General features: G+C 48.4%; 18 protein-coding genes. 14 read left to right on the forward strand and 4 right to left on the reverse strand.

Annotated elements, in window-relative coordinates; genetic code table 11:
* Window positions 1-397 precede the first annotated feature (397 nt).
* The 5 genes from Q4A14_RS03045 to Q4A14_RS03065 all read left to right on the forward strand — a co-directional run bounded on the left by Q4A14_RS03045 (window position 398) and on the right by Q4A14_RS03065 (window position 6,104).
* Window positions 398-793: a DUF1573 domain-containing protein gene (locus Q4A14_RS03045; RefSeq protein ID WP_303169844.1), complete on the forward strand. Its 396-nt coding sequence runs from the start codon at window positions 398-400 to the stop codon at window positions 791-793.
* A 102-nt stretch (window positions 794-895) separates the two neighbouring features.
* On the forward strand, window positions 896-1,441 hold the full coding sequence (locus tag Q4A14_RS03050; protein WP_303169845.1) for a DUF4199 domain-containing protein: 546 nt from the start codon (window positions 896-898) through the stop codon (window positions 1,439-1,441).
* Window positions 1,438-2,412 (forward strand): glycosyltransferase family 2 protein, encoded by a 975-nt coding sequence (locus Q4A14_RS03055; RefSeq protein WP_303169846.1) that lies wholly within the window; start codon window positions 1,438-1,440, stop codon window positions 2,410-2,412. Before Q4A14_RS03050 ends, Q4A14_RS03055 begins: the two co-directional genes overlap by 4 nt.
* Window positions 2,409-3,422, forward strand: coding sequence for an FAD:protein FMN transferase (locus tag Q4A14_RS03060; RefSeq protein ID WP_303169848.1), 1,014 nt, complete (start codon window positions 2,409-2,411; stop codon window positions 3,420-3,422). Before Q4A14_RS03055 ends, Q4A14_RS03060 begins: the two co-directional genes overlap by 4 nt.
* A gap of 42 nt (window positions 3,423-3,464) precedes the next feature.
* Window positions 3,465-6,104 carry a peptidase M49 gene (locus tag Q4A14_RS03065; protein ID WP_303169849.1) on the forward strand — a complete coding sequence of 880 codons (2,640 nt, stop codon included), beginning with the start codon at window positions 3,465-3,467 and terminating at the stop codon, window positions 6,102-6,104.
* A gap of 256 nt (window positions 6,105-6,360) precedes the next feature.
* Here Q4A14_RS03065 and rlmH read toward each other — a convergent pair whose 3' ends face one another.
* The 3 genes from rlmH to Q4A14_RS03080 are packed head-to-tail and all read right to left on the reverse strand — an operon-like array spanning window position 6,361 to window position 9,434.
* The gene (gene rlmH, locus Q4A14_RS03070) at window positions 6,361-6,837 is read right to left on the reverse strand and encodes a 23S rRNA (pseudouridine(1915)-N(3))-methyltransferase RlmH (RefSeq protein WP_303169850.1); all 477 of its coding nucleotides are present in this window, start codon (window positions 6,835-6,837) and stop codon (window positions 6,361-6,363) included.
* A gap of 4 nt (window positions 6,838-6,841) precedes the next feature.
* Window positions 6,842-7,939: an endonuclease/exonuclease/phosphatase family protein gene (locus Q4A14_RS03075; RefSeq protein WP_303169852.1), complete on the reverse strand. Its 1,098-nt coding sequence runs from the start codon at window positions 7,937-7,939 to the stop codon at window positions 6,842-6,844.
* A 40-nt stretch (window positions 7,940-7,979) separates the two neighbouring features.
* Window positions 7,980-9,434, reverse strand: a complete 1,455-nt coding sequence (locus tag Q4A14_RS03080; RefSeq protein ID WP_303169853.1) for an aminoacyl-histidine dipeptidase — start codon at window positions 9,432-9,434, stop codon at window positions 7,980-7,982.
* A 466-nt stretch (window positions 9,435-9,900) separates the two neighbouring features.
* On the opposite strand from Q4A14_RS03080, the gene Q4A14_RS03085 reads away from it, so the two are divergent.
* The 7 genes from Q4A14_RS03085 (at window position 9,901) to Q4A14_RS03115 (ending at window position 15,347) form a co-directional block, all read left to right on the forward strand.
* Complete coding sequence (locus tag Q4A14_RS03085) at window positions 9,901-10,515, forward strand: OmpH family outer membrane protein (RefSeq protein WP_303169855.1); 615 nt, start codon at window positions 9,901-9,903, stop codon at window positions 10,513-10,515.
* A gap of 193 nt (window positions 10,516-10,708) precedes the next feature.
* The gene (locus Q4A14_RS03090; protein WP_303169857.1) at window positions 10,709-11,317 is read left to right on the forward strand and encodes a thymidine kinase; all 609 of its coding nucleotides are present in this window, start codon (window positions 10,709-10,711) and stop codon (window positions 11,315-11,317) included.
* Window positions 11,318-11,331: 14 nt separating this feature from the next.
* Complete coding sequence (locus Q4A14_RS03095) at window positions 11,332-11,871, forward strand: dTDP-4-dehydrorhamnose 3,5-epimerase family protein (protein WP_303169858.1); 540 nt, start codon at window positions 11,332-11,334, stop codon at window positions 11,869-11,871.
* Between the two features lie 65 nt (window positions 11,872-11,936).
* Window positions 11,937-12,674: a 4-hydroxy-tetrahydrodipicolinate reductase gene (gene dapB, locus Q4A14_RS03100; RefSeq protein WP_303169860.1), complete on the forward strand. Its 738-nt coding sequence runs from the start codon at window positions 11,937-11,939 to the stop codon at window positions 12,672-12,674.
* A 29-nt stretch (window positions 12,675-12,703) separates the two neighbouring features.
* Window positions 12,704-14,119 (forward strand): signal peptidase I, encoded by a 1,416-nt coding sequence (gene lepB, locus Q4A14_RS03105; RefSeq protein ID WP_303169862.1) that lies wholly within the window; start codon window positions 12,704-12,706, stop codon window positions 14,117-14,119.
* 9 nt (window positions 14,120-14,128) lie between these two features.
* Window positions 14,129-14,698, forward strand: coding sequence for a hypothetical protein (locus tag Q4A14_RS03110; protein WP_303169863.1), 570 nt, complete (start codon window positions 14,129-14,131; stop codon window positions 14,696-14,698).
* A 4-nt stretch (window positions 14,699-14,702) separates the two neighbouring features.
* Window positions 14,703-15,347, forward strand: a complete 645-nt coding sequence (locus Q4A14_RS03115; RefSeq protein WP_303169865.1) for a WbqC family protein — start codon at window positions 14,703-14,705, stop codon at window positions 15,345-15,347.
* Between the two features lie 22 nt (window positions 15,348-15,369).
* Here Q4A14_RS03115 and Q4A14_RS03120 read toward each other — a convergent pair whose 3' ends face one another.
* Window positions 15,370-16,020, reverse strand: coding sequence for a DUF6796 family protein (locus tag Q4A14_RS03120; RefSeq protein WP_303169867.1), 651 nt, complete (start codon window positions 16,018-16,020; stop codon window positions 15,370-15,372).
* A gap of 432 nt (window positions 16,021-16,452) precedes the next feature.
* Between Q4A14_RS03120 and tpx the strand changes: the two genes are divergently transcribed.
* Both tpx and Q4A14_RS03130 read left to right on the forward strand, forming a co-directional pair.
* Window positions 16,453-16,947, forward strand: a complete 495-nt coding sequence (gene tpx / locus Q4A14_RS03125) for a thiol peroxidase (RefSeq protein ID WP_303169893.1) — start codon at window positions 16,453-16,455, stop codon at window positions 16,945-16,947.
* A gap of 405 nt (window positions 16,948-17,352) precedes the next feature.
* Window positions 17,353-17,625, forward strand: coding sequence for a DUF4492 domain-containing protein (locus tag Q4A14_RS03130; protein ID WP_303169869.1), 273 nt, complete (start codon window positions 17,353-17,355; stop codon window positions 17,623-17,625).
* The last annotated feature ends 75 nt before the right edge of the window (window positions 17,626-17,700 follow it).

Consider the following 17,700-nt stretch of genomic DNA (forward strand, 5'->3'; position numbering starts at 1 on the left):
TAAATAAAGGTATAATCAAGCTGTATAATACCTAAAATACGCGATAATCGATTGACAATCCGACGGATGAGCACTATCCGACGGAAGCATGACAAGTCGGTGTAGTAGCGACGAAAAAAGGTTGTCTAACTTGACGCGACAAGTTAGACAACTTCATTCATCAAGTTAGACACATCGATTTCGACAGATGTACACCTTGTGAGAAATCTTAGCGGAAAGCCCGACCAATCACGACATAGGGAAAGGCATCAGCAGGGGTGAGAAATTTACTTTTTTGTTATTTGTTAATATATTTCGTACCTTTGGCGGATGATAGGTTTGTTTTTATGATATTGCAAGAGGTTGATGAAAGACAAACCACACTTGAATTTTTGAACTAAATATTACAACAATGAATATGAAGAGATTTACAACGCTACTCCTCGCGATGGTAGTGCTTTTTGGAGCTTACACCCTCAATGCTCAGGACAAGAACAAAGCTAAGATCGAAGTCCCCGAAGACACTTATGACTTCGGCACTATCAAAGAGGCAGACGGACCTGTGAGCCATGTATTTGAGATCAAAAACACCGGAGGTGCACCTCTCGTGATCACTCGTGTGATGTCGTCTTGTGGTTGTACCACACCAAAGTTTAACCGTGAGCCTATCGCTCCGGGCAAGAGTGGCAAGATCACTGTAGAGTACAACCCTGCCGGTCGTGTCTATCCATTCGTCAAGACTGTATCTGTGTACAGCAACGGTAAGGAAGGCCCATTCATCATAACCATCAAGGGTACTGTCGTCAAAGAATAAGTCGGCAATTCTCAAAAAGAAATACTTAAGTAAGAACCTCCGAACTCCTGTCGATGGAGGTCGGAGGTCCTTTGTTTTTCAGACCATATAATATTATCCCATATGTCTTTACAAAATACAGAGACTCCCCCATCTATACCTACCGGTCGCACCTTCGTAGGGTACATCATGAGATATGGATTTATCCTGGGGATCTCCATGTCCCTGCAGTTCCTTTCGATCCTATTGTACAAGATCGGAGCACTTTCTGCGTTGTTGTACGTGGGACTCTTCTTCTGCATCCCCGTACTGATAGTAGCGTTGGCCCGACACTACCGTCGTCAGGTGCGCAATGACTCGATGACCTACATGGAGGCTGTGGGCTTCATGATGGGGACATTCCTCTTTGCAATGATACCCACGATATTGGCTTACTATCTGGGATTTTCGAGACTCATGTCCGATCCCGTATGGCTGGAGACGATCCAAACGCTTGTAGATACATGGATAAGTCAATCTCCACAAGCAAGTGAGGAGGAGATCGAAGCATTGCGAGGCATGTTACACATGACACCAAGGCAGTTGGCTACACAGTTTGCGGCAACAGCTATGTTCTTGGGGATGATCTATATCTATATTGCCGCATTCTTTGTCAAGAAAACAAGATGAATACCCAAGAACATACCGACAGTCTTGACTTATCCATCGTGATCCCTCTCTACAACGAGGAGGAATCCCTGCACGAACTGTATGCGTGGATACGCCGTGTGGTCGATAGAGAAAATTTGTCGACCGAAGTGATCTTTGTCGATGACGGTAGCACGGATGCCTCATGGAAAGTGATAGAGGAACTCGCCGAAGCCAACGACAATGTGAGGGGAATAAGGTTCAGCCGCAATTATGGCAAGTCCCCTGCTCTGCAGACCGGCTTTGGAGAAGTACAAGGGCGTGTCATCATCACCATGGATGCCGACCTGCAGGACTCTCCGGATGAGATACCGGAGCTGTACAGGATGATAGCGGAAGAGGGTTACGACCTTGTATCGGGCTGGAAGAGAAAGCGCTATGATCCTCTATCCAAGACTCTGCCTACCAAGCTTTTCAATGCCACGGTGAGGAGGTTTTCGGGCATCCGACTTCATGACTTCAACTGTGGTCTCAAGGCTTATCGCAGAGAGGTGACGCAAAATATAGAAGTGTACAACGATATGCACCGCTTCATGCCCTACATGGCAAAGTTGGCGGGCTTTGGCCGAATAGGAGAAAAAGTAGTCGAGCACAGAGCGAGGAAGTTCGGGACGACAAAGTTTGGGATGGACAGGTTTGTAAACGGCTATCTGGATCTTTTGGTACTCTGGTTTACCGGTAGGTTTGGTCGCAAGCCGATGCACTTCTTCGGGCTTTGGGGGAGTGTGATGTTCTTTGTGAGCTTTATCGCCCTATGCATCTTGTTGATAGATAAGTTTGTCGCTCTCCAAAATGGCAGGCCTGCTCCGCTGGTGGCGTCTACACCTTATTTTTACTTTTGCCTTGTGGGCATCCTGCTGGGCGTTCAGATGTTTTTGGCAGGCTTCATAGGCGAACTCATATCTCGTCAGTCTCCATCTCGCAATCACTACACCATACGTAAGAAAATATGAAACATATTGCCTCCATACTTGCTTTTATCTCCGTCCTACTCGTCTCTTGCACGAACAAAGAAGTGTATCACAAAGAGTCAGGGACACGATTCCACACCCTTTACCACATCACCTACAAGAGCACTAAGCCTCTGACCGAAGCCATAGACTCTACCATGTCGGTGTTCAACGCTTCGCTCAACCCCTTTGACTCTACCTCCCTCGTGTCTCGCATCAATAGAAATGAGACAGACACCCTTGACAACATGATGCTCGATGTCCTTGCTGTGGCAAAGGATGTATATATGGCTTCCGGAGGTGTTTTTGACATCACAGGAGCTCCGCTTTTCAACATCTGGGGATTCGGAACAAAAAAGGGTGTGACAAGGCCTGCCACTCGCGAGGAAATAGACAGCATCATGACTTTTGTAGGACACGATAAACTGATCGTTGACGAAACAATGCGTCGCATAACCAAGGCGGATCCGAGGATGAGCATCATCCCATCGTCTCTCTCGAAAGGATACATAACCGACCTCGTGGCGGCTACCCTCGAAGCGAACGGAGTCACAGATTACATGGTGGAGATCGGAGGCGAGATGGTCTGCAAAGGCATCAATCCACAAGGTGACTGTTGGCAAATAGGCGTCAACAAGCCCATAGAGGATAACACCTCCACGATCAGTGAACTGATGAGCAAGGTATCCATGTGCGAAAAGGCAGGTCTGGCTTCGTCCGGAGACTACCGCAACTACCACTCTTTGGAAGGACAAAAGGTGAGTCACACGATAGATGTACGTACGGGATATCCCGCAGGACAAGATATTCTGAGTGCGACGGTCATCGCCCCCACCTGTATCCTTGCTGATGCGTGGGCTACGACATTTATGGCACTGGGCATGAAAGAAAGTCTGAAGATACTCGACTCTCATCCTGAACTCAAAGTCATCTTTATTTATGCCGATGAAGGAGGTAACTTCAAGGTCTACGAACGAGGTATCGAGGCTATTCCGATAAACGACAACAGGTAGCACCGACCCTCATTCTATTATCACATTCCACACAAAAACTCAATGACAAATCAATCTCCATACACATTCCGCTTTGCGGACATAGAGGTACTCCGATATAGGGTCGAAAACTTCGATAGTCTACCCTTGGAGACTAAGATCTACCTCTTTCATCTGTCTGAGGCCGCTCTTGCGGGCAGGGATATTATCTTTGCCCAGCATCATCGCCACAACATAGCTATCCGCCATCTCCTTGATGCTCTGATCGTCAATGAAAAATCGTATGATGCCCCGGAATATCCTGCTCTGTGTGAATACGCATACAGAGTGTGGTTTGCTTCGGGCATACATCATCATTATGGCGAAGATAAGTTCATACCGGAGTGTTCAAAGTCTTACTTGCTTGAAGCTGTCGGAAGATTGCCGGAAGAAGATCAAAAAAAGTTTTCAGAGGCAGGGATCTCCACAAAAGACTTGGTAGAGTTCATTTATGATACCGAGGCCGATGCCGTGCGCAGGGCTCATGGAGACGAAGAGACCCTCATCGAGAGATCATCGGTGAACTTCTATGGAGAAAATGTTTCCGGCAAAGAAGCCAAAAGATTTTACAACGAAATTGCCGAAAAGTATAAGATTGCTCCGGGGCTCAACAGCAGGCTCGTCCGCAACTCTTCCGGAGAATTGTCGGAAGAAATAGCAAGCACTTCGGGTCTGTATGCTCCTGCCATCAAAGAAGTTGTAAGACACCTCAAGGCAGCTATGGCGGTCGCACCGTCCGAGGAAGCAGGGGAGGTCATTGACAAACTGATACAATATTACGAGACAGGCGACATAAACGACTTCTACGAATACTCAAAATCTTGGGTAGGGTATAATGACACTGTTTCAGGTACAGACTTCATCAACGGATTCATAGAAACCTATACAGACCCTCTCGGACTCAAAGGAAGTTGGGAAGCCATTATCCAACTCATGGATAAAGAAGGGTGCAGACGTACAGCTCTCATCGCGGAAAATGCTTCTCGCTTTGAGGCTCGTTCGACCATAAAAGAGCAGCACAAGAAAGGAGAAATCTCCGGAGTATCTGCTGCAGCCATCCACGTCGTCATGCTTGCAGGGGACTCTTACCCTGCCTCTCCGCTGGGCATCAACTTACCTAACGATGAACGTCTACGTGCAGACTACGGCTCCAAATCAGTGACTCTGACCAATATATCTCAAGCTCTTGACGAAGTCAGCATGGGAAGTGGTGCGACCGAAGCCTTTTACTTAGGCGAAGATGTCAGAACAAGGCTTTACAAGTACGGTAACCTTGCAAGCACTGTTCATACAGATCTTCATGAATGTCTCGGGCACGGCTCCGGACGTCTCGAAGACGGCATCACAGGCGATGCTCTCGGTACCTATGACTCTGCTATCGAAGAGACCCGTGCCGACCTCAATGCGCTTTATTTTATCGCTGACCCTGAGATGGTTTCTCTCGGCATCTTGCCTGATACCGAAGTCTACAAGGCCGAATACGACAGATATATGACCAATGGATTGATCGTACAGCTCGCGAGGCTCAAGGAGGGAGAAGTCCTCAAGCAGGCTCACATGCAAAATCGTTCACTCATATCTCGTTATATCCTTCATTACACGGACGAAAGCGTCGTTGCGCTGATAAAGGAGGACGATCACTACTATGTAAAGATCAATGACTATAAGCGTCTGAGAGAAGCCTTCGGAGAGATGCTCAGACTCATTCAGGAAGTCAAAAGTACCGGAGATATAGAGACTGCCCGCACACTCATCGAGACCTATGGCACGTCCGTAGATGCAGACATCTATCACAGTGCATCGATGCGCTACAAGGCACTCGGTCTTGCACCATTCAAGGGATTCCTCAATCCACGGATGCTTGTAGTCCGAGACCGGGAGACAGATGAGATCACAGACATCAGCCTTGATTACAGCGAGACTTATGAGGAACAGATGCTTCGCTATGGCAAAGAGTACTCGTACCTGCCTCTTTCTACACACGCCCAGCCGGCTACACATCCTGACGGGAAGTGGAGAGATACGCTCAACAACCTGAGAGCACAATTCCGCAGGGCCATGGATGGAATCATCTCCGACAGTATGCGAAGCAAGGGGGTCAGTTACAGCATCAACTTCGGAGCCACACTGCCCCGACTACAAGAGATCGCGCGCACTTTGCCTCATGACGCAAGCCTTGCCCGCCTCATGTGGAGCAAAGATGTACGAGAGATGAAACTCATCGCGCCACTCATCTTTCCCATCGAAGCCCTTGATATAGAAGAAGCTTTGGAGCTTTGCCACACGTCGCTACACATTGAGGCAAGCGAACAACTGTCTATCCATCTGCTGATGAAAGCTCCATTTGTCGAACACCTGACACTCCGACTCTGGCAGGAAGGAGCCTCCTATACCGAACAAAGAGCGATCATACCCTACATCCTCATGACCCGAATGATGATGAACACCGGACTGGGATATCAGCTCCGAGCTTCACTACTCCAATACGCCGAAAGAGATATGACAGCTCCCGCCGGATCGCTATTGATGTACATACTCAATGCACTCCGCAGGCTTGGCGAAAGTGACGAAAGAGGCAAAGCCCTACTCATTGAGTTCCTTAACAAACACAAAGCAACAGGCATCCCGATGATTGACGCTTTGATCGAAGAGTTCGAACTCTGACGCAGGTAAACCACACATAAAAAAGGAGAGCAGTGATGCCAATGCATCACTGCTCTCCTTTTTTATGTGTAGGCAATTCCGGTACAACCCGTATCCCCCTCATAGCAACATCATAAACACCCCGAAAAACACGCCTCTCGGTGAGCATCCAAGAATAAGGATATACAACCCTCGAAATCCTTGTGTCTAACTTGATTTCGAAGGTTCTACTTCTTCCGCCCGAGCCTTTGTCGGATCTTAATATTTATCAGGGGGATCAGTCGTGGTGATAAGGGTGTCCGTGGATGATGCTAAGGGCTCTGTAAATCTGTTCGATGAGGAATAGGCGCACCATCTGATGAGAGAACGTCATCTTACTCAAAGAAAGGCGTTCGCGACATCGGGCATAGACTTCGTCCGAAAATCCGTAAGGCCCTCCGATGACCAGGCAGAGGCGACGAGGGACGACCTGCATCTTGTGCTCAAACCACTCGGCATAGGCGCGTGATGTGAGCTCTTTTCCCCTCTCATCCAGCAAGACGGCATCGTCGAGATTGCCGATGGTCTCGAGGATCATCTCCCCTTCACGACGTTTTTGCTCGTCCATGGATAGAGATTTGCGTGCTTTGATGTCGGGAAGCTCCACAACTTCGATAGGAATGAATCTATTGATCCTCTTGAGGTAGTCCGCACTGAGAGCGGCTATCTCCTTGGCATCCGTCTTGCCTACAAATATGAGTCTGATACCTTGCATGAGTTCAATATCTTATATCTATATATACAGGGAAGTGATCCGAATAACCATAGGCGTAGTGGTTGCCTCTGAACGAACGCTTCGGATTGCCGTTTTTCTGGCGAAGATACTCGGGATCAAAGACCCTTGTTGCTTGTTGGGTGAGTCTCAATCCGCCTGCCCTGCGGATCAGCAGAGAGCCCGAGACGATGATCTGGTCAGGTAGCCATGCCCTCCCTTTGTGACGATGGGAGCCATGTCTCGTCATGTAAGTAGGTGCGGACATATTGTATATGGAGAGGGGGTCGATACTGTCGCTGCGGAGAGGCGTCTTGGCTTGGAGCGCAAGGGTGATGGAGCGGTCGGTGGGATTGTCGTTGAAGTCCCCCATGAGGATGATGTGCCTGTCGGGGGAGGTGCTTTGTATCTCATCGATGATGCGACGGATGCGAGACATCACCATAGATCTCTGTTTGGCTGTCGAGCGTGTGCCTTGTCTCCGAGAAGGGGAGTGTACGACAAGGACCTCTATGACTTCTTTTGTGGCTATGTGACGAAATGTCGCCCACAGAGCATGCCGTCCTCCGTGGAGAGGTAGTTTTTCGTGATAATTGGTCCACAGTCTGTTGTCTTCGAGAGGGTAGGCCGGGACTTCTCTCAGCCTGATGTTGCGGTACACTCGTGGATCCCACAGTAGTGCGACATCGATGCCTCGAGGGTCGCCACCCTCGGTGATGGCGTAGTGATAGGCAGCCTTGGAGAGTTCTCTACGATGCAGGAGGTCTTTGATGACTTGAGCGTTCTCTACCTCGCACAGACCTACGATGCCCGGGTAGCGCCATTGGCCCATATCTGATATGACTTGGGCGATACGGGAGAGTTTATCGTAGTATTTGGCTTTGTCCCAGTGCATGACACCGTCAGGCAGGAAGTCTTTGTCATCTGTCTGAGGGTCATCATAGGTGTCGAAGAGGTTTTCGACATTGTACATCACTATTCGGCTCATGATAGTATCTGTCGTGGGTATCGAGTCTTGGGCTGTCAGTCGGGTAGTCCCAAGGACGGATAAAAAAAGAAGCACACAGAGTCGCCTGATATGGTAGAGTACTCTGTGTGCTTTCATGCCTTATATGTTATCTTTTATTCGCTGAGACTCAACGGTATTACTTCTTAGGAGCCTTGCGAAGGATATCCAAGAGGTGTTTCCACCATAGATCAACAGTGCTGATTTCCAACTTTTCGACAGGAGAGTGTACGTCTCTCATAGTCGGACCGAACGAGATCATGTCGAGATGTGGATACTTTTCCTTGAACAGACCGCACTCCAATCCTGCGTGGATAGCCTTGACAAGAGGCTTCTTGCCAAAGAGAGATTCGTAGCTTTCTTCCGCGATCTTGAGGATCTCAGAGTTCATATTGGGAGCCCAACCGGGATAGCCGTCACGCTCGTAGACGTAGGCGCCTGCGATCTCAAACGTAGCTCTTACCATCTGTCCTACCATCTGCTTGAGAGACTCTGTCGAGCTGCGTTGGCTGGTCTCGATGAGGATGCTGTTGTTTTCCTTCATCTTGACAGACGCAAGGTTGGTAGATGTCTCTACAAGACCTTCGATAGCATGGCTCATGCCGATGACGCCGTGAGGACAAGCGATGAGTGAAGAGATGAGAAGATCCTTTGTGGTATCGTCGATGACAAACTCAGGCTTTGTAGTGCTGCCGATAGTGAGTGTCACGTCGGGGTCTACGGCTTGGAGTTCGTTGCGGACATCAGCGCAGAATGTGTTGGCAAATGCAGCGACAGCTTCTCTCTGTGACATAGGCACACCGATGATGGCTTTTGCTTCACGAGGGATCGCGTTGTGGAGGTTCCCGCCTTGGAATGAAGCGAGTGTCCAGCCGTCCACGATGTCATAAAGACCATAGAGGAAGCGCGCAAGTATCTTGTTGGCATTGCCGAGACCTACGTGGATGTCTCCACCCGAGTGACCGCCACGGAGTCCCTTGACGTCTACTGTGAGGTAGTGCATCTCAGGACAAGCGTACATCTTTTCGTAAGTGAAGTCTGCAAATGTACCCATACCACCTGCACAACCTACGAACATCTCTCCTTCGTCCTCGCTGTCGAGGTTGAGGAGGATCTCAGAGTCGAAGAAGCCTTCCTTGAGAGCCATAGCTCCTGTGAGACCTGTCTCTTCGTCCACTGTGAAAAGACACTCGATAGGACCGTGTTCGATATCGTTGGATGCAAGGACTGCAAGCTCTGCAGCACATCCGATGCCGTTGTCAGCGCCGAGAGTAGTGCCCTCTGCCATCAACCAACCATCTACGACCTTGGTGCGGATAGCGTCGTTGTCGAAGTCAAATGTCACATCGCTGTTCTTCTCGCACACCATGTCCATATGTGACTGCATGATGATGGACTTGCGGTCTTCCATTCCGGGAGTAGCAGGCTTCTTCATGACGATGTTGCCGACTTCATCCTTCTTGTATTCAAGGTTGTGCTTTTTAGCGAAGTTTTCGAGATAAGCGATGATTTTTCCTTCCTTCTTGGATGGACGAGGCACCTGAGTGATCTCGTAGAAGTAGTCAAATAGAATCTGAGGTTCTTGCTTAATCATAGTGAATCAAACTTTATAGTGTATGAAGATTGTGTTGCCACAAGGACAACAGTTAATTGAATGTCGCTTTTGACAATTGCATGTTACATAAATGTAGGATCTTTCCCTTGTTGGTGATACAAATAAGCAAAAAAGGAAAGTGAACCTTTGAGTAACACGATAAAAAACTTATCTTTGTGTTCAAAATTACGAAAAAGATGACAAAACTACTCATATTGACCCTACTAATTGTAGGGATTGTGGTTCTTTTAATCGGTTTTAGGGTCTTCTTCACTCGGAAGGGCGAGTTCCCTTCTTCTCACGTTGAAGACCAGCCGGCACTTAGGGAAAAAGGTCTTAAATGTCATCGCTATCAAACCGTTGAGGAGCAGGAGCGTCGTACGCTTTTTGATCGGATCGAAGACTGATAACAGATAACTGTCATAGATACAAATCTGAGAACTAAAAAATATAGACTAAACAGTATATGAAAAATTTCAACACAATCATCAATGTCGTCATGGCTGTCGCAGTCATTGTCCTTTTTGTCCTTTTCTTCAGCAGCAAGAGCAAAGACTCTGCACCTGCCAATGCCGTGCCTGTGACCGACTCCGTAATGAGACTCCCTGTGGCGTATGTCAATATCGACAGTCTCCTTACGAACTATCAGTTCTCTCGTGATCTCAATGAGCAGATACTCCGCAAGTCTGAGTCGGCTCAAGCTACTCTTAACCAACAGGCTCGCGCTCTTGAGGCGGAGGCTGCTGAGTTTCAGCGCAAACTTCAGAACAACGCGTTTTTCGATAGAGAGCGTGCAGAGAAGGAACAGATGCGTATCCTCAAGAAACGCGAAGACTTCGAGCGTCTCAACCAAAAGCTGACCATGGAACTCAGCCAACGCCAGCTTGAGATGAACAACATCCTCAAGGATACGCTTATGTCTCAGATCAAGCTCTTCAACGACATCCACAAGTTCCAGATAATCTACTCGAACACGATGAATGACAACATCCTCCTTGCTGATAAGGCATACGATGTAACCAACGAGCTTGTAGACTTCCTCAACAAGAGATACACTCCAAGCACAGCAACGGAAAACTAATCTCCCTTCCTTAGGGTACATAGAGGGCTGTCCGGGTATGATGACTCGGACAGCCTTTTTTCTATCACTGTCTCCTTTATCGGGATGGCTTTGTCATCTCATGTTTTTGAGAAATGTAATGGGTTTCGTTCTTGGTAAAAAGGGTAAAATGACTTACTTTTGTCTGACAGAAAAACCTCAACACGCACATACAATGATACAAGACCATGCTCTCGATGCCGAACGCCTCAGACTCCTCGCCAAACCTCGTGGAAGTATCGAGGTGATATGCGGATCGATGTTTTCGGGAAAGACAGAGGAACTCATGCGCCGCCTCAAACGCGCCTCGATCGCAAAGATGAGGGTAGAGGTATTCAAGCCCGAGACAGACAACCGATACTCTGATACTGATGTCGTAAGCCACGACCGCAATGCGGTATCATGCACTCCGGTGGCTCATTCGAGCAATATCGTGCTGATGAGTGCTGGGGTGGATGTCGTGGGGATAGACGAAGCACAGTTTTTTGATGAAGGTATCGTTGAGGTCTGTCAGACTCTTGCCGATGAGGGGATCAGGGTCGTGATTTCGGGATTGGACATGGACTTTTTGCGCCGTCCCTTTCATCCCATGCCGGCACTTATCGCGATAGCAGACTCTGTGACAAAGGTGCATGCTGTCTGTGTCTCTTGCGGTGCTCCTGCCAACTACTCCTTTCGTCTTGTAGAGGGAGACAGCCAAGTGCTGATAGGTGAGACGGGAGAGTATGCTCCACTGTGTCGTTGTTGTTATTTGGACAGAGCATTGACGTCCGGTGACAAATGATCGTTTTTTGATTTATGAAGGTTACAGAACTCTCTCTTCCCGGTGTGTTGCTCATAGAGTCTCCCGTGTATGCCGATACCCGGGGATGTTTTTATGAGGCTTTCAGTCAGCGCAAATGGATCGAAGTCATGGGGGATGGGGTAGCGGGTAAGCCTTTTTTACAGGAGAATGTCTCTGTGTCTCATCGGGGGGTATTCAGGGGAATGCATCTTCAGCGTGCACCCTATGCACAGAGTAAACTCGTGCGTGCTCTTGCCGGTAAACTCGTGGACATAGTTTTGGATATCGATCCCGAGTCCGAACACTACGGAAAGAGTCTCTCCGTCGAGCTTTCGGCTCACTCCGGACAGTCGTTGTATATCCCTGCAGGTTATGCCCATGGGTTTGTGGCTCTCGAGGAAGGGACAGTGCTTGGGTACAAGGTCGATGAGTATTATCATCCGGAGAGCGAAGTCACATATCTCTACAAGGCTGTGGCTGATATCATTACTCGTTATATCCCTATTGAAGACCTCATCATCTCGGACAAAGATCTTGCCGGTATATCGCTTTAAGTGAGATTGATTATCTTTGTCAGACATCTGACGGTTAGGACAATAAAACAGACAGGTATTAAAATATGAAGATTGCACTCATTGGTTATGGCAAGATGGGACATGCCATCGAAAAGATAGCGACGGGTAGAGGACACTCCATCGTCTCCATTATCGATCAAAATAATCCTCAGGATCTGACATCCGAGGCGTTCCTTTCGGCCGATGTGGTGATAGAGTTTACCACTCCCGATACTGCCGTAGAGCATTACATCCATTGCTTTAAGCATCATCTCCCCGTGGTCTCAGGTACTACGGGTTGGTTATCTCGCCGTGATATGGTAGAGAACTCTCGGAAAGAGCATGAGGGCGCTTTTTTCTATGCTTCCAATTTCAGTGTGGGGGTGTACATCTTCGATCTCGTCAGCCGTAAGTTGGCTCAGCTCATGAACCCCTACGACTACGAAGTCCGTATGCAGGAGGTACACCATATCCACAAAAAAGATCATCCGAGTGGTACGGCTCTATCGCTTGCCGAGGGCGTACTCGAGGGATTGGATCGCAAGAAGCGTCTTGTTCCTTTTCTCGAAGGTGAACATCGGAACATCCCTGCCGATGCTCTCGGGATAGAGTGCTTCCGAGAGGGTGAAGTGCCTGGCATCCACCGCATCACGTATGAGTCGGATGTCGATACGATAAGCATCGAGCATTCAGCCAAGGGACGTGAGGGGTTTGCTTTGGGAGCTGTCCTTGCTGCAGAATTTATAAGGGAGCGAAAGGGTGCTTTCGGAATGAAAGATATGATGACGGCTCAGTCTTGCTGAGTTGTCCGATCAAACAGATATAGAATGATATGAAAAAGATAGATTTTAAAAGTTTGGGATGGAAGAAGTTGACGAAGTTTGTGATCCTTGCGATTGCACTTCTTCTCTTTTCCGTCTGGGTCAATAGCATTTGGGTGTTTATCATTATTTCCCCTCTGCTTTTTGATGGATACTTTACCAAGTTCATCAACTGGCGTTGGTGGCAATCTCACCCTAATTCCTCTCTGCGCTATGCAATGAAGTGGGTGGAAGACATAGTAGTCGTGCTCGTCCTCGTGCACATGCTCAATTTGTTTGTTTTCCAACAGTTCAAGATCCCATCTTCATCGCTTGAGAAGACCTGTCTCGTGGGCGATCACCTCTATGTGAGTAAGCTTAGCTACGGTCCGAGAGTGCCCATGACACCTTTTGCCTTCCCTCTTGTGCACAATATGTTCCCCTGGGGGATGAAGTCATATCTTGACAAACCCCAGTTGGAGTACAATAGAGCCAAAGGCCTGGGGAGCGTCGAGCGAGGCGATATCGTTGTCTTCAACTTCCCAGCAGGAGATACAGTTGCTCTTCAAGTCCCTAATCCCGACTACTATACTCTTGTACACCAGTTCGGCAGAGAACACGTACACCGCAACCGACAGCGGTTTGGGGAGATTGTCCATCGCCCTGTCGATATGAGGGATCATTATGTCAAGAGATGCGTCGGTATGCCCGGAGACTCCCTTGAGATAAAGAATAACGTACTCTTCATCAACGGACAACGAAGCGAAGATCCGGAGCACCTTCAGTACAACTATTTCATACAGACTGATGGTAGCTTTTTCTCTGAGTCCGAATTGGATGACTTGGGCGTCAGCGTGGATGACCGCATGGTGCTCGATGGCAGAGAACCCGCCTATGCCGAACTCTTTGCAAGCATGTCTTTGGATACCATTGCGCCAAACTCCTTTGGTACGGTCTATCATTTCCCTCTGACAAGAGAAATGAAAGAAAAACTTGAGAAGAGGACAGGTGTGCGTAAAGTCGTCGTAGAGCCTACACCTACCGCCCAAGACTTCCCTACCTATCCTCTCACTGTCGATAAGGGTTGGACACGAGACAACTACGGACCTATTTTTATACCCAAGAAGGGAGTGACGATCCACCTCAACCTCGAGAATCTTCCTATCTATGAAAGGTGTATCCGCAACTTTGAGGGGCATACGCTCTCGATCAAGGAAGGGCGCATCTTTATCGACGGAGCGGCTACGGACACTTATACCTTCGCCATGGATTACTATTTCATGATGGGAGACAACAGGCACAACTCCGCTGACTCTCGCGCCTGGGGTTTTGTCCCCGAAGATCATATCGTCGGCAAGCCCCTCTTTGTATGGTTGTCAATCGACAAGGACAAACCTCTTTTCGGAGGAGGAATACGCTGGAGCAGGTTCTTCTCTGTCCCGAAATAATATCTTCGCATGAACTCGCCACGTAGTACAGTCGTCAGGAAAATTATCCCCCTGCTCATCATCCTTTTTGTGATCGTGGGGCTTAGGATGTTTGCCTTTACTACGTACTACCTTGGTGCAGATGACAGCGTCAGACTCAAGGGTTTGGAACCCCACACTCTTCTCTTCATAAGTCGGATGACCGGAGACATCTCTGTGTCAGATGACCTCATTTATAGAGACCCTCTCATCCCTACGGGCCCCGGGCGACGTACTCTCGTGAGTCTCGGGCGATGTGTGGCACTTCCCGGTAGTCTCGTCAAACTGAGCGATGGGACGGATCTGCCCTCTCCTCTCCGTGGCGATGAGATCAGTATCGACAGCACGACTCTCGAAGTCTTTTTACCCCTTCTTTTGCTCGAAATGGGCGAAAAGGTCGGGGATATATCTCACGATACCGCCGTCAAACTAAGGACGCTCCGCAAGCACCGTGTCAGCCAAGACTACTATCTCATCCACACCGTGGACGGTGCATATATCTGGCTCTCCCGAAAGGATATTGAGGGACGCGTCATCGGAGCACTATGCTCACCATTCTAAGCTGATGGACTCTCCCTCTCAGATCTATCTCCCCACAGCCTTTATCCCGTCGATAGCCTACATGAGACTCCTTTCTCACGCCGAGGAGGCTTTCATCTATGTCGGCGAATCTTACCGCAAACAGTCCTATCGCAACCGTGCCGATCTCATGACCGCCAACGGCCGTGCCTCCCTCTCTATCCCGGTGGAGAAGTACGCTTATCCACCTCCTGAGACATCCACAATCATGATTTCGGAGCATGGAGACTGGCGAAAGAGGCATCTCCAGACCGTCATCAGCGGTTATGGTTCTTCCCCTTTTCTTGAACATTATATCGATGAAATAGAGCACCTGCTTCTCCACTCGGGGCAAGGAGAGTCACTCGTGACGTACAATCACCGTTGGCTCGAGTTTGCCTGCGATGAGTTGGGACTTCCGATGCCTAAGGTTGTCCAAGTCCTACCCGAGGGTGCTACGTTTATCGGAGAAGTTTGCGCGCGCGACTACGCTCCGGAAGCCACTCTTTTTGAGCGTTATTGGCAGGTGTACGAAGACCGTTTGGGATTTGTCCCTAACCTCTCAGTCCTCGATCTCCTGCTCAATACCGGCAACGAAGCCATTCTTTATCTCAAAAGCTCCAAGGCGGACTCTCAGAAGCTCCCACGTTAGGAGCCCTCACTCCACAGATTATTCAAGCCTCATACTTTTTGTCATTGTGCTTCAGAGTTGATAGCGCGACGACATAAAAGATCGCGAAGATGAGGCTCAGCCATCCCCCGGCTATCAGCACGGCAAACGGCTCAGGCAGAGTATCCCACAGCTCTCCGAGCCAGACCGTCACTATCGGTATGAATACGATTGACCAGCGAGGGAAGTCAGCCCATCTTCTGAGTATCATGTAGGCATAGATGAGCCATCCCGATGCCATGAATACGAATGACATCCCTCCCAACCAAAATGCATATGTCAGCAGATGATCTATCAGGTGCCCTTGTCCGTGTGCAGAGACGATACCGAAGGCAGGGAAAAATGCATGATACTCACCTCCACATATCATCCCTATGGAGAGCAGGACAAGGCTCCACTTGCCCCACGCTTTCCGTGCCGGATCTACTCTCAGGTAAAGGTGATAAAATCCCAGGATATACAGAGCTGTCGTGAAGGGCGCAACCAGCCCTCCTGCAAAAAAGCGGGCAAAGGGAACTGATCCCATAGACGGAAGTATTTCGTTTTCGAAGTCTGCAAATGGCTCTGTCGTGAAGTAGAGCAACATATCTCCGCAGTACATCAATAATCCTCCCAAAAGTCCGGCCCAAGCAGTCCAACGTAGTGTTTTGTTCATGATCGGTTGTTTTATATTTGTTTGTGATTATATGAGCAAAAGTAGACGTTTTGAATAAATACTGAAATCCCTACAAATAAGTATTTCGACGCGTCTGAGTCCCCCTCTTTGGGCAGCTCTATATGAACACGATGGGAAAGGGTATAGAACCTTCGAAATTAAGGTGTCTAACTTGACGCAAAAGGTTGTCTAACTTGCGACATCAAGTTAGACAACCTTTTTTGGCATGATATCGGGATATCGTTTTAACTTTGTGGCATATTTAACAAACGAATGGGATCTTCCCGATTTCTAACTTTTCAATCTCACAACATGAACTTCAAACTAAAGATGGCCCTCGTGGCTATGGTTGCGCTCTTTGCTGCATGTACACAGACCAACCAACAGAATGCTTGTTGCACCGAAAAGGCTTCACAAGCCCCTGATACAACAATGGTGACGATGAGAGGAGCAGAGCTCCCTGTCCTCGGTCATCAACCGGTAGTGGGCGAGATCGCTCCCGATTTTGTCGCTGTCAAGGCAGACTTGTCTGAGATCTCTCTCGGCGAACTCAAAGGCCGCCGTGTCGTGCTCAATATCTTCCCAAGTATCGATACCGGCGTGTGTGCGCAGAGTGTACGTGCTTTCAACGAGCATGCTGCGGCACTTGACAATACCGTCGTCCTCTGTGTGTCGAAGGATCTCCCCTTTGCTCAGGCTCGCTTCTGCGGAGCTGAAGGTATCGACAAGGTGATGACCGTATCGATGTTCCGCAACGCAGACTTTGATCTCGACTACGGAGTCCGTATCGACACCGGTGCACTCAGAGGTCTCTTGGCTCGCGCTGTCGTCGTCATTGACGCTGAGGGCAAGATCATCTACAATGAGCTTGTGCCCGAGATAGGGCAAGAGCCCGACTATGAGGCTGTGATCAGTGCTCTCTCGTGATGCATGACCTGCTCTGAGGGCTTAGGTGAAAAAATAAGAAAAGTCCCGAACGATGTCTAAATCCGTTCGGGACTTTTCTTATTTTTTCTTCCCCACTTTTCGGAGGCCGGGGTATTGCTTTTTCGGAGAGAAAAACAATCCTTAATAAATCTTATTTCGTCGGCTTGGCCTCGCTTCGGAGATTTGTCTATTATTCATATAATTAAGTCTTTAGCAAAGGGGAAAACGATAGAAATGCTTTGTGATCGTTCGTTAAACCATTGTTTTGGACCGAGATATCTGAGGATAATGAACAAATAACAGGTTTTTTGTGTAAAATCACAGAAATAATATGTATTTTGTTTGGACATACGGCATATCATTTATAAATTCGCCCCGTTAAAACAGAATCCTAACAGGTATTATATGGAAGAGAGAAATATAAGAGATGCCGGGAATAATGCTTCGGACGGACGCCGTGGTAATGTGTTCGGCAGGGTGTATCGATTCTATGTCAATGGCTTCAAGCGTATGACATGGGGGCGTACGATGTGGGCTATCATTGCCATCAAGTTGTTTATCATGTTTGCCATACTGAAGGCATTTTTGTTCCCCAACTTTTTGAAACAGCAAGGAGACAGCGTGGATGAGCGCACCGAGTATGTCTCATCGGAGTACGAGCGCAGAGCTGTCGAGTGACACCCACTTCACAACCATCAATTCACAGAAAAAATACAAACACTTAGAATATTCTTTATCTAACAAAAACCAAAC

The organism is Porphyromonas sp. (genome assembly GCF_030529325.1).
Classification (GTDB): domain Bacteria; phylum Bacteroidota; class Bacteroidia; order Bacteroidales; family Porphyromonadaceae; genus Porphyromonas_A.

Coding starts and splice junctions, on each gene's coding strand:
- Q4A14_RS03045 (WP_303169844.1), top strand. CDS start 398: ATGAAGAGATTTACAACGCTACTCCTCGCGATGGTAGTGCTTTTTGGA.
- Q4A14_RS03050 (WP_303169845.1), top strand. CDS start 896: ATGTCTTTACAAAATACAGAGACTCCCCCATCTATACCTACCGGTCGC.
- Q4A14_RS03055 (WP_303169846.1), top strand. CDS start 1,438: ATGAATACCCAAGAACATACCGACAGTCTTGACTTATCCATCGTGATC.
- Q4A14_RS03060 (WP_303169848.1), top strand. CDS start 2,409: ATGAAACATATTGCCTCCATACTTGCTTTTATCTCCGTCCTACTCGTC.
- Q4A14_RS03065 (WP_303169849.1), top strand. CDS start 3,465: ATGACAAATCAATCTCCATACACATTCCGCTTTGCGGACATAGAGGTA.
- rlmH (WP_303169850.1), bottom strand. CDS start 6,837: ATGCAAGGTATCAGACTCATATTTGTAGGCAAGACGGATGCCAAGGAG.
- Q4A14_RS03075 (WP_303169852.1), bottom strand. CDS start 7,939: ATGAAAGCACACAGAGTACTCTACCATATCAGGCGACTCTGTGTGCTT.
- Q4A14_RS03080 (WP_303169853.1), bottom strand. CDS start 9,434: ATGATTAAGCAAGAACCTCAGATTCTATTTGACTACTTCTACGAGATC.
- Q4A14_RS03085 (WP_303169855.1), top strand. CDS start 9,901: ATGAAAAATTTCAACACAATCATCAATGTCGTCATGGCTGTCGCAGTC.
- Q4A14_RS03090 (WP_303169857.1), top strand. CDS start 10,709: ATGATACAAGACCATGCTCTCGATGCCGAACGCCTCAGACTCCTCGCC.
- Q4A14_RS03095 (WP_303169858.1), top strand. CDS start 11,332: ATGAAGGTTACAGAACTCTCTCTTCCCGGTGTGTTGCTCATAGAGTCT.
- dapB (WP_303169860.1), top strand. CDS start 11,937: ATGAAGATTGCACTCATTGGTTATGGCAAGATGGGACATGCCATCGAA.
- lepB (WP_303169862.1), top strand. CDS start 12,704: ATGAAAAAGATAGATTTTAAAAGTTTGGGATGGAAGAAGTTGACGAAG.
- Q4A14_RS03110 (WP_303169863.1), top strand. CDS start 14,129: ATGAACTCGCCACGTAGTACAGTCGTCAGGAAAATTATCCCCCTGCTC.
- Q4A14_RS03115 (WP_303169865.1), top strand. CDS start 14,703: ATGGACTCTCCCTCTCAGATCTATCTCCCCACAGCCTTTATCCCGTCG.
- Q4A14_RS03120 (WP_303169867.1), bottom strand. CDS start 16,020: ATGAACAAAACACTACGTTGGACTGCTTGGGCCGGACTTTTGGGAGGA.
- tpx (WP_303169893.1), top strand. CDS start 16,453: ATGGTGACGATGAGAGGAGCAGAGCTCCCTGTCCTCGGTCATCAACCG.
- Q4A14_RS03130 (WP_303169869.1), top strand. CDS start 17,353: ATGGAAGAGAGAAATATAAGAGATGCCGGGAATAATGCTTCGGACGGA.